Here is a 14,577-nt window from a genome sequence, read left to right as displayed (position 1 = left end):
AATTCTAATTTCTTTTCCCATTTTAAGAACCTTAGAACATGCTGTGAAGCCCAAGTATAAAATAGTATGGTTGAAAAAAATGATAGGTTCCTTGGATTATTTTCGCGTTAAATATTATACAGTAACATTAATGTTAGCCTTCTTCTTAACTTTTGGGCTAGGTCTTACACCCATTTTTATTTACAGTACCGCCTATTTTTTTGTTTTTAGATTGGGAATTTTGTTGCTAATGGGGACAGGGAAGTATTCAAGGGAAAGCATGACTTGATAAAATATGGGAGATATATTTTTTGGAATTATTATGTATGTGATCAATTTAATCTTGATTTCTGAATTTGTTAGGCATAGAACAAATTCAAATGGAGTAAATTTTTCAATTTTATTGGTGCACTACCATATTCTAATTGGATTTTATTATGGATGGTTTGCCAAGGGAACGGATACCAGTTTTTATTGGAATTTGGGGGATAAATTTCGCCACTTCAATTTTGAATCTTGGTGGGATGCATATGGTACCCATAATTATTTTGTGTTTTTTATCAATTATCCCTTCTCCAGAACACTGGGCTTGGATTTCTGGACCGGAACTTTCTTATATGCCAGTGTTTCAGCATGGGCTTTTATTTTACTGTTTTTGGCAGGTCAGGATTTGTTAAAAGCTAATAAAGTCAGCCTCCAAGCTTTCAATATTTGGCCTAATATTCTTTTATTGCCAAGCCTTCACTTCTGGTCTTCTGGAATTGGGAAAGACTCTTTGGTTTTTCTATTTATCGCCATGTTTTTTTATGGGATAAGGGATTTGAGAAAATATGTGTTTTTGGTATTTCTGAGTGCGGTATTACTCTATCACGTTCGCCCTCATATGGCTTTTATCGTTTTATTGTCCACTTCCATCATGTTGATTTTAGATAGTAAACTCCATTTGTCTTATAAGCTCGTGTTTTTTGCATTGGCTATTGTAGGGTTTATCTTTATCTATGATGAGGTCTTAAAGTTTTTGAGGATTGATGAATTGAATGTTGAAAACATTGAGGGTGTTTTCAATACATCCAGTGGGAATTTGAGTTACGGAAAGTCTTTTGTAGATATGTCAGGTTATCCTTATCCACTGAAAGTTTTTACATTTCTGTACAGGCCATTATTCTTTGATGCTCATAATTTTTCCAGTTTGTTGAATTCCGTAGAGAACCTGATTTGTCTATTATTGACAATCGCAATCTTCACAAAAGTCAATCCCATAAAAGGATATCAAAAAGCACCCAATGCTATTAAAATTATGTTTTTGACATTCTTGTTGTCTTCCATTGCCTTTGCAGGTGCTATGAGTAATTTCGGGATAATGGTAAGGATGAAGAATATGACTTTTGTTTATTTCTTGATTTTCTTGATCTATATTTATCAGGTTCATTTGTTGGAGCGCAGGGAATATATTATGAGTAAGATTGCGTTTGCTCAAAAGAAAAGGGATGCGATAGCGAGGAAAGTGGGGGGATGAATGTAGAATGAAGAGTGAGGAATTTCGGATTTCGAAAGGGGGATTTCGGTAAGTAGGAGCTTTGCAGGTTTGGCAAATTGGTTTTTTAATTCATTCTACCGACCAATTATTATAATATTAAGTCATTGTATTAACCAATCTCAAAAAGTCCGCATGGCGGATTTTTTTGTTTTTGGGAGTATGAAATGGACTATTAAACCTAATATGGGATTACAATCAAGGCCTTAAAAACCTTGATCCTGGATGCGGAGTTGAGGAAAAGGATGGGGGAGAAGGGGTTGGAATTGGTGAAGGAGCGGTTTACGGTGGAGGGGAATTTTGAGGTGATGAGGAGGGAAGTGGAAAGAATGTTGAATGCGGAATTTTGAATTAAGAATGAATTGGTTTCAAGTGGAGATTTGTGGATGTCATGGTTGTCTGCTTCGCGTTGTCATAGTTGGAGCTTTGTAAGTTTGGGAGATTGGTTCTGTAGGAGAAGGATTTTTTTGATTACACCGAGTTACACAGAGGAGGCACAGAGTAACACAGAGGGGGGACAGAATTTAGAATGATGAATTAAAAATGTAGAATGGAGTGTGAGTGAGGAATGAAGGGGAAAGGTTGTCATTGTTCCGCCACGTCTGACAAGTGTCGTGGTTAGAAAACTGGAAATTTCACTCTTACTTTTCAAGAGATGTTATTTGGAATGAGCTTGGAACCGCCCTGTAGGGCCTGCCCGTCCGATCAGGCGGGGCGGTCTATCGGTAGCCCAGGGTGAGGGAGGAACGACCGGAACCCTGGGTTGATGATGCGGGCCCGACCACAGAGCCCCCCATTCGGGCGGGCAGGCCGGCGCTTTAAGTGGAATCGGAGAATGGATGGAATCGACGGCGATAAGCAATTTGAATTTTTAGGAAGTAGTCAGATTATGAGGGTAAATTGCCAAAAATAATCCTCTTGGAAAAGTACAATGAAATCTTGGATTTTGTTGTTTCATAGGCGTATGTATAGGGTAAGTATAGGGGAAGGGTGGGGAATGTTGAATGAAGAATTTTGAATTAAGAATGAATTGGTTTCAAGTGGAGATTTGTGGATGTCATGGTTGTCTGCTTCGCGTTGTCATAGTTGGAGCTTTGAGAATTGGGGAGCTTGGTTCTGTTTAAGAATGATTTTTTTAATATCACCGAGTTACACCGAGGAGGCACAGAGTAACACAGAGGGGGGACAGAATTTAGAATGATGAATTAAAAATGTAGAATGGAGTGTGAGTGAGGAATGAAGGGGAAAGGTTGTCATTGTTCCGCCACGTCTGACAAGTGTCGGGGTTAGAAACCTTGAAATTTCACTCTTACTTTTCAAGAGATGTTATTTGGAATGAGCTTGGAACCGCCCTGTAGGGCCTGCCCGTCCGATCAGGCGGGGCGGCCTATTGGTAGCCCAGGGTGAGGGAGGAACGACCGGAACCCTGGGTTGATGATGCGGGCCCGACCACAGAGCCGGCGCAGTAAGTGAGATCAGAGAATGGTTGGGATCGCCGGCGATATGGAATGTGAATTTGTAAGGAAGCAGTCAAGATACTGCGTTGTTGGGGTCCAAGTCAGAGACTTGAACCAGAAAAGAAAGAAGATATGAGGCATAAATCTTCCGGTTTTTTTACGAGGTAGGGGATCGGGGAGTGAGGGGATCAAACCGGCCGTTCCTCTCCAAAGGTCAACAGGTCAGGATCGAAACGACCGGGATCATTTACTAAATGTAATTTTAAAGTTATGAAAAATTCAATTAAAAACCTGCTACGTGCAGGAGTATTCGTTTTGGCAGCAGTATTTGCGTTTGCGTTTACGCAGTCGGTTTCAAACCAGCCAGCCTATCAGCAAATTAACGGGGTCTGGACAGAAGTGTCCAATCTCAATTATGACTGTGATAGGGAAATTGAAGAGGTTTGTACCTATGCAAGCCCTGATTTCAGTACTCCCCTTGAAATGGGAAAGTTTGAGCTTCAGTGATCAATTGTCAAAAGAGCCGATTATTTGTCGGCTCTTTTTTAGTTTTGGACTTTAATTTTTTTCTGACTGATATAGAAAGGAGTAATTCCTAGTTTAAATTATCCAGCTCAACTTCTCTTGGGGGAACCGGAAGGGTAAACCTGGGATCATTTAAAGGCAATTCATATACCGTATCATCAATTGTTTTCGAAATTGACCTTTGGAACCTTGAGTCTAAATTGAACCTTCTGATATCCGTCCATACCGTCCCTCTTCCAAAAAGTTCTCTTATTCTCTCTTCCATTATATACTCCAAGCCTTCCTGTTCACTATTGATTTCCAGTTCTGTAGAAAAGCCCTCTTTGAACCTGGATTTTTCCAGTTTCTTTAATAATTCGGTTGCTGCCAAAAAATCCCCCTCTCTGATATAACATTCTGAAAGAATGAGATAAATTTCAGAAGTGGAAATTCCTGCAAAATATCTATTGGTCCCTGTAAGATAGCCCGTGAAATTGACCCATCCTGTAGGTCTTTCTGTGAAATAAGCTGATCTTCTTAAATCTCCATCCTTATATAAAGAGAGATATAATGGGTTGACCATTGCCAATTGTCCGGTGAGGAAGGAGTTGAACTGGTTTTCCACGTAAAAAACAGTTTCTATGTTAAAGGGTGCAAAAGGGTTCAAAAGTGAGAGATTAAGAGAATTGAAATCTATAAGTGTACTTTCTATTGCCAAAGCAGCCTCTGCATGCTTTTTTGCATTCTGGTATTCACTTTTGGTGAGATAGGTCCTTGCGAGCATAGCATGTGCAGCCATTTTTGATGGCCTGGTTTTAGGCTCAAATTTATCAGGTAATAATTGTACACTTAAGTTTAAGTCCTCAGCAATTAACCCATAAATCTCAGAAAGGTCCGGCCTCATGGGTAAAACGTTGGGATCAGGTGATTTTCTCACCGGTATTGACCTTTGACTATTGTTTTCCGCAGGCCCAAATGGAGGAGAAAACAGTTGGACCAAACCGAAATAGGCAAATGCTCTGTGAAAATGGGCCTGTCCCTTTATTTGATTCTGAATTTCTTCCTCATTGCTGTTTACCGGAACAATTTTATTTATTTCATCCAGGACAATATTTGCATAAAATATTTGTCTGTAAAAAGTCCTCCAGTCCAACAGGTTAAGGTCCTGTTCAAAGGGTGGGTGTTGGTAAGTAAAAGCTTTCTGGAGATAAGGTTGGAGGCCGGCAAGTCCCTGGCTGTTTGTGTAAAACTCATCGGAAACAAACAGCTGAAGAAAGGCTTTTTGATTCATCACGTTGAGGGTATTGTCCAACAGCCCCTGAAGGTCATTCAATGAATCCATGGTCACCAGTGCCCTATTGGGTTTTTCATCAAGGAAATCATCACATGATACAAAAAGAAATATCAGGGTCAGGTTTAACAGAATGGGGAATTTATATCTATTCATAATTTTTGATTTTAAAGTGATAAACGGAGTCCAAAGGCTATACTTCTAAGAGGTCTTGTAAAAGGAAAATCTGGGTCAATTTCAGCTTTTGTTGCCTTCCAGATAATCCCCAAGTTATTGGCATAAGCGTATACTTCTGCATTTTTTATAGATACTGACTTATTTTGGAAAACCGGCCAGGAATAAGAAAACCTTATATCCTGAAGCCTAAAATGGTCTCCCCTTTCTACATGGATGCTTGAAAACCGATAGATGTTATCCCTGTTTGGATTCAGACCATCAGGAAAAGATGGAACATAGGTGATTGATTCATCTCCTGGCCCCTGCCACCTTTCTGAGAAATCTGCATGGGTTAACCTGCCATTTAGGAGTTCATTATAATCTACCGACCTGTTTCTGAAATAATAGCCCAACCGAAAAGCCACATTTACAGAAAGGGAGAATCCTTTATAGTTCAGGTCGTTTCTTACGGCTCCAAAATGTGTCGGGCGGGCGGATCCGTGAAAGATCATATTTTCCGGTGAGGTGGAAGAAATGATAGCGCCATAATCCATGCTGGGTTCTCCGTTTAAAATCCCCATAGGCTGGCCGGTGGACGGGTCAAGCCCTCCCCAGGGAAAACTGTACACCGAAAATAAGGGACGTCCCATTAAGGGTGTGGCAGGTCCTGATCCATCAGCAAGGGACATATAGGTCAAAACAGGTGATTCCTGATCGTAGGAAGTAACCTTTTCATTGATCCAACTATATAGGAAAGTAGTATTCCAGCTAAAATTCGGTGTATTAATGTTCAGGGAATTGAGTACCAGGTCAATCCCGGTAGTTTTTGTATCTGCAAAATTTCCCCTGAAGGTGGAAACACCGGAAGATGATGGGAACGGTCTGACTCCTATAAGATCGGATCCCCTTTTTCGGTAGTATTCAATATTACCGGATATTTTATCGGAAAAAGCCGCAAAATCCAATCCCAGGTTAGTAATTGCTATCCGCTCCCATCTGAGGTTGGGATTGGGCGGGTTGGAAACCTGGGCAAATGGCAGTCCTGTCAATCTATTGGCTCCGCCGCCAAAGAATAAAGCGGTTGTCAGTGATGATACAGTTCTGTCCACATTACCGTTGTACCCGTAGGTTGTCCTAAATTTTAGAAAATCAATTTTTGAGGAACTGAAAAATCTTTCCTCACTCAACATCCATGATCCTCCTACTGACCAAAGGGGTACAGCCTTTTGATTTGTTTCAACCCCGAACAGATTGGAGGCATCTCGCCTTGCCGAAGCTGATAATCCGTATTTTCTTTTGAAATGGTAAGCAGCGTTCATATAATATGAAACAAATCTTTCGGTTGTCCCTGTGGAAGATTCCCCAGAAGGAATGCGGGTCTGGAGCAAGGGAAAATGGAAGTTACGGTATAGGTTGGCATAATCGACAGGTAGATTGGTTCCAAGGTCCCTGTTGTAACCATAGAACCTGGTAGTTCTGGCCTCTGTAACCCAATCTTTGATTTCAATTCCACCCAAGGCCGTAATCTCGTGATCATTGATGGATTTGTTGTAGTGTAACTGACTTCTGAAATTGTGGCTCTTTGATTGGGAGAGCCCCCATTGGAGGATATCCCCGACAGGAACGGCATTCAGTAAACCTCCATCCTCAAGTGTTTGGGTAAATAAGTTGATCAGGTTCCTTGTAAAATATGTATTGATCGGACTATGATCTTCCAGTGTTCTGACACCCTGCCAGAATTGGTGGAGGGCTTCAATTTTCAGGTCCTCATGTATTTTGTAAGAAAGCCCTGCATTAAGTCTGATATCCCTGAAACTGTTCCTGTGGTCCAGGGCTCCGATTTCTTCCAAAGGGAAATAACGCCAGTCCAGTAACCTGTCATCCAGACTGTTTACGAAACGTGTGCTGTATCCTCTTACGATAGGAAGTGGGGTGCCTGATCCGTCAGAAAGCCTTTCATAAAGAACAGGTTCCAAAGGTCCCGGCGGTTCGGTTGTCTTAAAACTTCCTGTCTGGGCATAATAAATCCCAAGATCAACTGATAATTTTTCTGAAAAAAGTTTCCAGTTATTTCTAGAATTCAAAGTAAGCCGGTCATTACGGTTTCCGACAATTGGTTCCCTGTTATTGTCATAGCCTACCGAAAAAGCATAGCCATGATTTTTGCCGCCACCTGTAAAATTCAGAGCGTACTGCTGATTCACGGCCGGTCTATAAAAATACTTTTCCAGGTCCCTTCTGGAATCATTGGCCCTGAACGCATCAAGTTCCATTAATTTCTGTTCTTCACTGATAATACCGTCTCTGGCAGCGATCAGAGTTTCAACTGCCGGTGGCAAAGGAAACCTGAAAGGTGAGAGCTCATTGTTTGCAAAGACACCCTTAGAGAAAAGGAGGCTATGCACATCTACCAATTCGGCGCTTGACATGATTGGTTCATAAAAGAGATCCGGAGATTCAATGATATTGGTGTTGATGTTGAAAGAGATTCTTTGTTTTTGGTTTTGCTTTCCACTTTTTGTAGTGATTACTATAACTCCATTTCCGGCCCGTGCCCCCCAGATTGATGCGGCAGCTGCATCGCGGAGGACTGTCATGGATTCCACATCATTGGGATTGATGTTTTCCAGGGGGCCGTCATATGGAAAATTGTCAATGACAATCAAAGGCTGGGCATTGGCAAATATTGTACTTCTTCCCCTGATACTTATGAGGTCAGATGTTGCCCCGGCCCTGTTAAAGATCAGTCCGGAGGTGATATCTTCCAATCTGTCCAAAATATTGGTACTTACCCGCCTGTTTACGAGTTCATTGTCAATAGCCACAAATGAGCCTGTTGCTCTCTCTTTGCTTAAGGTCTGAAATCCAGTACTGAATATTTCTACTCCCTCAAGGTTGATGTCCTGGGGAGCAAGGCTGATGACCAAAGTTTCAGGATATGGTATCTCCAAATTTATCATTTGGCTTTGATAGCCTATGAAACTGATCAAAATGGGATATTTGCCGGGTTCTAAGGAGAGTTCAAAATTGCCATCAGCATTTGAAACTGTTGCTGTCGGGCTATCATGGACCCTAATCAATGCCCCCGGGATGGGATCGTTGGAAACAGCATCGATAACAGTTCCGGAAAGTTTATATCTGGTCTGTCCAAAGGCAATGATTGACAGAAAAAACATGATGATGGTTATCTGTAGGTTTTTTATCATAGTGTTAGTCGATTTGGTGAATGAAAGGGGTTTCAATTTTGGAAAGGGCATGGTCAATCATTGAGATATACCCTTCGAGGTCTTCGGGAAAGGATCCCGAATGGATGAGCATTAAATTATGGTCTAAAAGCAGCTTAAAGGGATAACTGAAAATTCTGAAGTCTTTAATTATTGGATGTCCCTCAGAACCGGCATATAGATTATATCCCTCCTGGGAGGTGTATTTTCCTGACTGAATACTTTTACGCCAGGAATTTTCACTTTTATCTGTATTGATAGATATTATAGCAAAGTCAGGATTATCTTTGTAATGGTATTCCAGTTTGGATAGAATGTCAGAATAGAGTTTGACACAGGCGCTGCAGCCGGTAAACCAGAAGTCTAAAAGGAGGACTTTGCCTTTAAACTGGGCAAGATCAATAGTCACACCCTGGCTAACTGTAAATTTATATCCGGATACTTCTTTTCCGATTTGGAGTGAGGCCTCCAGATCGGTCAACCTTTCACGTATCCAAGGGGTTTGGGTACTGTCCAGCAGCTGTGATACCTGCCTGGCGGGATTGTCCAATATTTTGGAATTCCTTGCAAGACAGTAAGCCAGAACCTTTTCTTTTAATGGGGGGAAGGCTAAGTGGTCTAATTCCCGGTAGAGGATAGATACCAGTTCACCGTCTGAAAAGTAATTTTCAAGTTTGGCCCAATCTACGAATGCTTTTGAAAAGGCTGCTGAATGGTAAGCTGCTTCTGCGGTAACAGGCCGGGGTTTGATCTTTGCATATTGGACCCGGTAGAGGGATTCAAGACTGTCCAACAGAACCTTATCTGACAGGTTCGACGCTGTTTGAAAGAGCATTCTGAATTCAAGAGAATGTGCTAGAAGAGTTTGTGAAATAAAATCCGTTTTAAGGATTTGCCCTCTTAAGTCCTCTTCATTTACGGGAAAGGTGGAAGAAAATTCATCCCACAGGGTCAGGTGTTGATCAGGATCGAAGTTTTTTAGATTCCCGAACTTTTCCCAATGGTCCAGTTTTTTGATATGAACGGGAATTGAAAACCCGCCTTTATTTTTTTGCAGGGCAATCTGGTTTTTTTCATCATTGAGCAGTGATTCAGGATCATTGGAAAGAATCATTCTCTGGGTGGAAAATGTATTTTCCAGTGTTTTTTCCTGTATTGCTCTCTGAAGTTCAAAGCCAGCTGCATGAGGACCGGAAAAAACAATTTTCTTTGTTTTATCATCCATCAACATAAATACACTATCTCCCGGGAGGATTAGGTAATCCCGGAAAATCATGGATTTGCCAATTTTCAGGCTCAGATAACCTGGAGATTCGATAGGAGAAGATGTCCAGCTGAATACTTTTTTCCCGAAGGTTCCAAGGATAAATTCCCCCGTTTTGGGAGCACTTTTTTTTATCTGGTGCGGAAAGAGATTAGGGCTTGACCAAAGAAAATCTGTAAAGAGAAAAGCCTGCACTTCTCCCGGATCTTCCTGGGAATCAATTTCCAGATAAAAATTGATGGACTTGGATGTTCCTTGGTTTTGGGCAAAAAGCCAATTCCCGGATAGGAAGAAGAAAATGACCATGAATAACATTGGATTGTGTATGGCACGGTAATTCGCTTTTTGATGGAACAGTCCCGGTTTATTTTTAGACATAAGTTTGGTTCATTTTTGATTCTGAATTTGATTAAAAGGAAGCCGGGAGAGGGCAGTCGTACTATTGGACTGATCACCAATAGATTCCGATCCAGCTCCAGGCTCCGGCCTGCCTTGTCCTGATTATCTGGATTTGGGGCATTATGGCCGGCCCCGCACCGCTGTAGTACCGTCACCTTCTGTGTTTCCGTTAGCTACATTTGGGTCTATTGTATCGTTTACCTTTATGAGAAAAGACACGGTGGGGGTCCTATGGGGGTGACCAGCAACTTTTCAGCTGTCGTCAAATAGCAATCCTATGATTGCAGTGGTTGTAAGTGGGTTCATTTTTGTTGTGGTTATGTTTTTAGTCTGGCTTTGGTCTCCAGGTATTTCACTATGATGGATTTGGATATGCAGAGGAGATAGGGATGTTTTCTGCCCAGGTATACCATGGCCCGGAAACTTTCATTGGGGCAGGTATAATGTCCCAGTTTGTGATTTCTTCCGTACTTGATACTCCGGTAGAGACATGGGAGTCCCAGGAAGCATGATTGTATCAATTTTTTCATGCAGTCAGTTTAGGATCAGAAGCAGCGCGGAAGGGTGCCTGAAAATGACCGGACAAAGTTCTTCCAGGCTACCATTTTGGCGGCTACTGATCGTTCAGAAATAAGATTTGTACTTTGAATACCCTATCCTCTGCAGCGGACAGGTAGAAAGGAAAGGGCCAAGCCGGTATTTAGGCTGAAGAGATCAGGCTATCTTTCCTTACCAGAAAGCTATATCATCAAACCGGAGATTTGATGACGTTCTTTTGGAGTTCAGATTGGGATAGGTTTCGAGAGAAAAGTTGGTACAGGTTTACTTGCACTCCTAATGACAAACGTGTGAGGCTTTCTTGATTTGAAGTAAAACAAATAAATACCTGTTCCATAGAATTATGATTTATATAGAACGTCTTAGTAGGAGAGTTTTGCCAAAAAAGAGGCGTGGGACTCAACTTACCGACTTAGTGGTACTGCCATACCTTAGACACGAAAAGTGAGCCCACGCCAAAGGCGTGAGCATTTTCACTTTACTTCCCGTGTCTTAATGGAAAATTGGCAGTTTTCTAAGACGAGACGTTAAAGTGCAAATGCTATCGAATACTTTATCGAAGAATTCGCAAATTAATGATATAAAGATTTAAATGTTTAATTTTTAAATCCGCTACTAAATTAGTTAAAATGATTTTTAAAGTCAATTAATTGATTAAAAAAAATATTTATTTGACTTAAATAATCAATTTTTAAGAAAATTCAAGTTTCCAAAACTTTTTATATTTGGGAAACTTGGCAGTTTTCTAATGGATAAAATCAAACGCTATAATAGAATTAAAGCAGTTTTAGCTGATTCAGGGAAATCAAATAAGGACATAGCTGAACATTTCAAAATTCAAGAAGAGACAGTTTCAAGATGGATGTCAAATAAAGCACAACCATCTTTACAAAGGTTATTTGAAATAGCAGAATTTTTGGATGTAGATGTTAGAATCTTAATTGTATCCAATAAAACTTAGTTTATTGTTTTAAAAAATTTAGTATTTCCTTAACTTATGAAATAAACAGTTAACTTCTTCCTCCGTAGGCTTAATAATGTCCCTTACAACCGGATTTACAAAATAATTCAAAAAACATGGAATAAAATCTTCCCTGACAAATTCCCTACCTAATCTTTTTTTGAAACATTCCAGGCAAAGCATCCCCTTACCCACTCCGTATTTTCCCCATAATTCTTCGGTCACTCCATAAAAATTGATCTTCCCTTTCTTGGTGTTGACACCACAGTCTTTACAAGTATAATCCCATTTCATAGGTTTAAAAATTTGCATAGGAAAAGGGATAAAATAATCAAACCCTGTTCAAAAAAAGATCCTATTGGAAAAGGGTTTCAAGTGGACTTATAGTCATGCAAACTCAGAGTAAAGCAATATGGACTTGCAATCTTGGACTAATTTATATAAATTTGTTTTATATAATGCTCTTGGCAAAGTATTCTCAATTCTTTATAAAATAGCGAGAATGCCGAACCTGGAGCTTTTTTTTTAAAATGAAAAGAAGAACAGCAATATTAGTTGACGGAGGATTCTTTCTTAAACGGTATCGAACCATAAATAAAATTAAGAACATGGATCCTGAAAGGACAGCAAAAGACCTTTGGGAAATGTGCTTGAAACACCTGACCCAAGCCAAGTCTGAAACTTACGATTTATACAGGATTTTCTATTATGATTGTTTACCCTATAACAAAAAGCAGCATAACCCAATTACGGGTAAGTCCATTGATTTTTCAAAGACTGATCAGTATAAATTTCAATATGCATTTTTTGAAGAACTAAAGAAGAAGAGAAAGATAGCTCTTCGTCTTGGAATTTTAGAAGATAGGAAAAGATGGATTATTAAACCATCTAAAACCAAGGAACTACTTTCCAAACAAATTGCAGTGGACGACCTGACAGAAGATGATGTGCAATTTGACTTTAACCAAAAAATGGTAGATATTAAAATAGGATTAGATATAGCATCCATTACTTTAAAGAGGCAGGTTGATCAAATTATCTTAATTTCTGGGGACAGCGATTTCGTACCGGCTGCAAAATTGGCACGTAGGGAAGATATAGATTTTTTACTTGACCCCATGTGGAATCCTATAAAGCCACATCTTTTTGAACACATTGACGGATTAGTTTCAAAAATCAGGAGACCAAAAATTCAAAATTGAGGAAATGTGGCAAGCAATGAATTAACAAATCATTATTGCTTTCCACATTTGGATGTTAAATGAATTGATAATTATCTATGATTGGGGATTTTTAATTGATGGGGATTCTTGTACTTGAATTATTAAGTAATTGGAATAATCATTTTGCCACTAATTCAATCAAATCATAATACATGAGCCTTGTTTTAACAGGTTTTTCTTCTGCAATTCCAGTATATTGACCTTCTTGTGCCTCATCTCCAAACAAAAATTTAAAGCTATTATTCGGTAAAAAATTCACTTTAATGCTATCATTGGATATGGAGAAAGCACAAACAATAGTCTTTGGGTCTTGATCCAATAAAAAGCAATAAGACTTTCCCAATAGCTGTGAAGAGTAATCAAGTACATCATTTTTAAAAAAGTCATTGAGATCTTGGTGACCGCAATCAAAATGATTCGTATTATTTAGAACTTCCCTATTTAGGAGAGAAAAAGTACATTTATCAAGTAAAAAGCCCAATATTCAAATGTTTACATCATGTTTGCTTTTTTTAAAATGGCATGTGTTTTTTTCAACTCCTTACTGAAATCTACAGTAGAGCTCTTTGAAGCGGCCTTTTCTGCCTTTTTTACAAAATTTTCGGCTTCCTTTTCTTTTAGAACAGGAATGCTCTTAATCGTTAATGCCATATAAGTTAAATCGGATTACAAAATTGATTAACGTATTCCATTTAAACAAGTTATATAAGATTATTTGAAATTCAAAACTAAAGATGATGGGGGATTGGGGAGCAGCAGATAGTGATAAATGTGTATTTAAGAGCCTAGGCAAAAGGGTTGAGAATCTAGAGTGATGAGTGAAGAATGATGAATTAAGAATTAAATGAAGGATGAAGTAAGAAGAATGAAGGGGAAAGGTTGTCATTATTCCGCCACGCTTGTGCGCCTGTGGCGTAGCGGACAAGTGTCGTGGTTGGAGCTTTGTGAGTTGGGGAGATCGGTTCTGTTTAAGAATGATTTTTTTGATTACACCGAGTTACACAGAGGAGGCACAGAGTAACACAGAGGGGGGACAGAATTTAGAATGATGAATTAAAAATGTAGAATGGAGTGTGAGTGAGGAATGAAGGGGAAAGGTTGTCATTGTTCCGCCACGTCTGACAAGTGTCGTGGTTAGAAACCTTGAAATTTCACTCTTACTTTTCAAGAGATGTTATTTGGAATGAGCTTGGAACCGCCCTGTAGGGCCTGCCCGTCCGATCAGGCGGGGCGGTCTATCGGTAGCCCAGGGTGAGGGAGGAACGACCGGAACCCTGGGTTGATGATGCGAGCCCGACCACAGAGCCCCCATTCGGGCGGGCAGGCCGGCGCTCTAAATGGAATCGGAGAATGGATAGAATCGCCGGCGATACTGAATGAAGGGAGGAATTTCGGAATTCGAAGGGGGGATTTCGGAAAAGTGGGAGCTTTGAGAATTGGGGAGCTCGGTACTATTGGGGAAAAGGATTTATTGAACCACAAATTACACTAATTACACAAATTTTGAATCTTATGTTTGGCATCTGGATAGACTTTGATGAAAATGTGCATTTGAAGGGGAATGTGAAAAGGGATTAGGCGCGAAGCTTGCGGATTGACACGAATCCCTAGTTGTATACTAGAGCATGAACTTGAACGAAATAGCCCTGTAGGGGCGATAGATATAATAACCTGGGGTAAGGGCAGAATGCCCGCAGCCCCAGGTTGATAATGCCAGGCCGACCCCAGAGCCTGCCTTTGCCAGTCAGGCAGGCCGGCGCGGTAAGTGAGATCAGAGAATGGTTGGGATCGCCGGCGATAAGCAATGTGAATTTTTAGGAAGCAGTCAGGAGACTACAGTGATAGGGCCCAAGCCTGCCTGAATGCTTTTGCAGGCCTGTCTTCGACAAAGGCAGGCCTGTCTGTATTCTAAGGTTAAAGCAAGTGGAATAGTACAATTTTGTTAATTATTTTCAAGCTGCGTACTTATAAATGTCCACATATGGTGAATCTCTATCTATGACAGCAAAGATTCTCGAAAGCAGTTT

General features: G+C 40.3%; 13 protein-coding genes. 6 read left to right on the top strand and 7 right to left on the bottom strand.

Annotation, left to right across the window (positions count from 1 at the left end):
- The first annotated feature begins 274 nt into the window (after positions 1-274).
- From ACFSKV_RS16475 to ACFSKV_RS16465, 3 genes are all read left to right on the top strand, one after another.
- A complete protein-coding gene (locus ACFSKV_RS16475; protein ID WP_380805184.1) occupies positions 275-1,495 on the top strand; it encodes a hypothetical protein in 1,221 nt (406 codons plus the stop codon).
- 233 nt (positions 1,496-1,728) lie between these two features.
- Positions 1,729-1,863, top strand: a complete 135-nt coding sequence (locus ACFSKV_RS16470) for a hypothetical protein (protein WP_380805180.1) — start codon at positions 1,729-1,731, stop codon at positions 1,861-1,863.
- Positions 1,864-3,240: 1,377 nt separating this feature from the next.
- Positions 3,241-3,477: a DUF6520 family protein gene (locus ACFSKV_RS16465; RefSeq protein ID WP_380805177.1), complete on the top strand. Its 237-nt coding sequence runs from the start codon at positions 3,241-3,243 to the stop codon at positions 3,475-3,477.
- An 88-nt stretch (positions 3,478-3,565) separates the two neighbouring features.
- On the opposite strand, the gene ACFSKV_RS16460 is transcribed toward ACFSKV_RS16465, so the two are convergent.
- From ACFSKV_RS16460 to ACFSKV_RS16445, 4 genes are all read right to left on the bottom strand, one after another.
- Complete coding sequence (locus ACFSKV_RS16460) at positions 3,566-4,921, bottom strand: RagB/SusD family nutrient uptake outer membrane protein (protein WP_380805174.1); 1,356 nt, start codon at positions 4,919-4,921, stop codon at positions 3,566-3,568.
- Positions 4,922-4,932: 11 nt separating this feature from the next.
- A complete protein-coding gene (locus ACFSKV_RS16455; protein ID WP_380805170.1) occupies positions 4,933-8,127 on the bottom strand; it encodes a SusC/RagA family TonB-linked outer membrane protein in 3,195 nt (1,064 codons plus the stop codon).
- 4 nt (positions 8,128-8,131) lie between these two features.
- Positions 8,132-9,787: a TlpA family protein disulfide reductase gene (locus ACFSKV_RS16450; protein WP_380805167.1), complete on the bottom strand. Its 1,656-nt coding sequence runs from the start codon at positions 9,785-9,787 to the stop codon at positions 8,132-8,134.
- Between the two features lie 338 nt (positions 9,788-10,125).
- Positions 10,126-10,338 (bottom strand): hypothetical protein, encoded by a 213-nt coding sequence (locus ACFSKV_RS16445; protein WP_380805165.1) that lies wholly within the window; start codon positions 10,336-10,338, stop codon positions 10,126-10,128.
- Between the two features lie 776 nt (positions 10,339-11,114).
- Here ACFSKV_RS16445 and ACFSKV_RS16440 point away from each other — a divergent pair.
- Positions 11,115-11,327 carry a helix-turn-helix domain-containing protein gene (locus ACFSKV_RS16440; protein ID WP_380805162.1) on the top strand — a complete coding sequence of 71 codons (213 nt, stop codon included), beginning with the start codon at positions 11,115-11,117 and terminating at the stop codon, positions 11,325-11,327.
- 18 nt (positions 11,328-11,345) lie between these two features.
- Here ACFSKV_RS16440 and ACFSKV_RS16435 read toward each other — a convergent pair whose 3' ends face one another.
- Positions 11,346-11,621: a hypothetical protein gene (locus ACFSKV_RS16435; protein WP_380805160.1), complete on the bottom strand. Its 276-nt coding sequence runs from the start codon at positions 11,619-11,621 to the stop codon at positions 11,346-11,348.
- 314 nt (positions 11,622-11,935) lie between these two features.
- Between ACFSKV_RS16435 and ACFSKV_RS16430 the strand changes: the two genes are divergently transcribed.
- Positions 11,936-12,529, top strand: coding sequence for an NYN domain-containing protein (locus ACFSKV_RS16430; protein ID WP_380805158.1), 594 nt, complete (start codon positions 11,936-11,938; stop codon positions 12,527-12,529).
- Positions 12,530-12,668: 139 nt separating this feature from the next.
- Here ACFSKV_RS16430 and ACFSKV_RS16425 read toward each other — a convergent pair whose 3' ends face one another.
- Both ACFSKV_RS16425 and ACFSKV_RS16420 read right to left on the bottom strand, forming a co-directional pair.
- Positions 12,669-13,031, bottom strand: a complete 363-nt coding sequence (locus tag ACFSKV_RS16425; protein ID WP_380805157.1) for a hypothetical protein — start codon at positions 13,029-13,031, stop codon at positions 12,669-12,671.
- An 11-nt stretch (positions 13,032-13,042) separates the two neighbouring features.
- Positions 13,043-13,201: a hypothetical protein gene (locus ACFSKV_RS16420; RefSeq protein ID WP_380805154.1), complete on the bottom strand. Its 159-nt coding sequence runs from the start codon at positions 13,199-13,201 to the stop codon at positions 13,043-13,045.
- A gap of 631 nt (positions 13,202-13,832) precedes the next feature.
- Between ACFSKV_RS16420 and ACFSKV_RS16415 the strand changes: the two genes are divergently transcribed.
- Positions 13,833-14,042, top strand: coding sequence for a hypothetical protein (locus ACFSKV_RS16415; RefSeq protein ID WP_380805151.1), 210 nt, complete (start codon positions 13,833-13,835; stop codon positions 14,040-14,042).
- Positions 14,043-14,577: the final 535 nt, after the last annotated feature.

The sequence above is a fragment of the Shivajiella indica genome (assembly GCF_042683085.1).
GTDB lineage: Bacteria > Bacteroidota > Bacteroidia > Cytophagales > Cyclobacteriaceae > Shivajiella > Shivajiella indica.
This window is presented reverse-complemented; position numbering and strand designations above follow the sequence as displayed.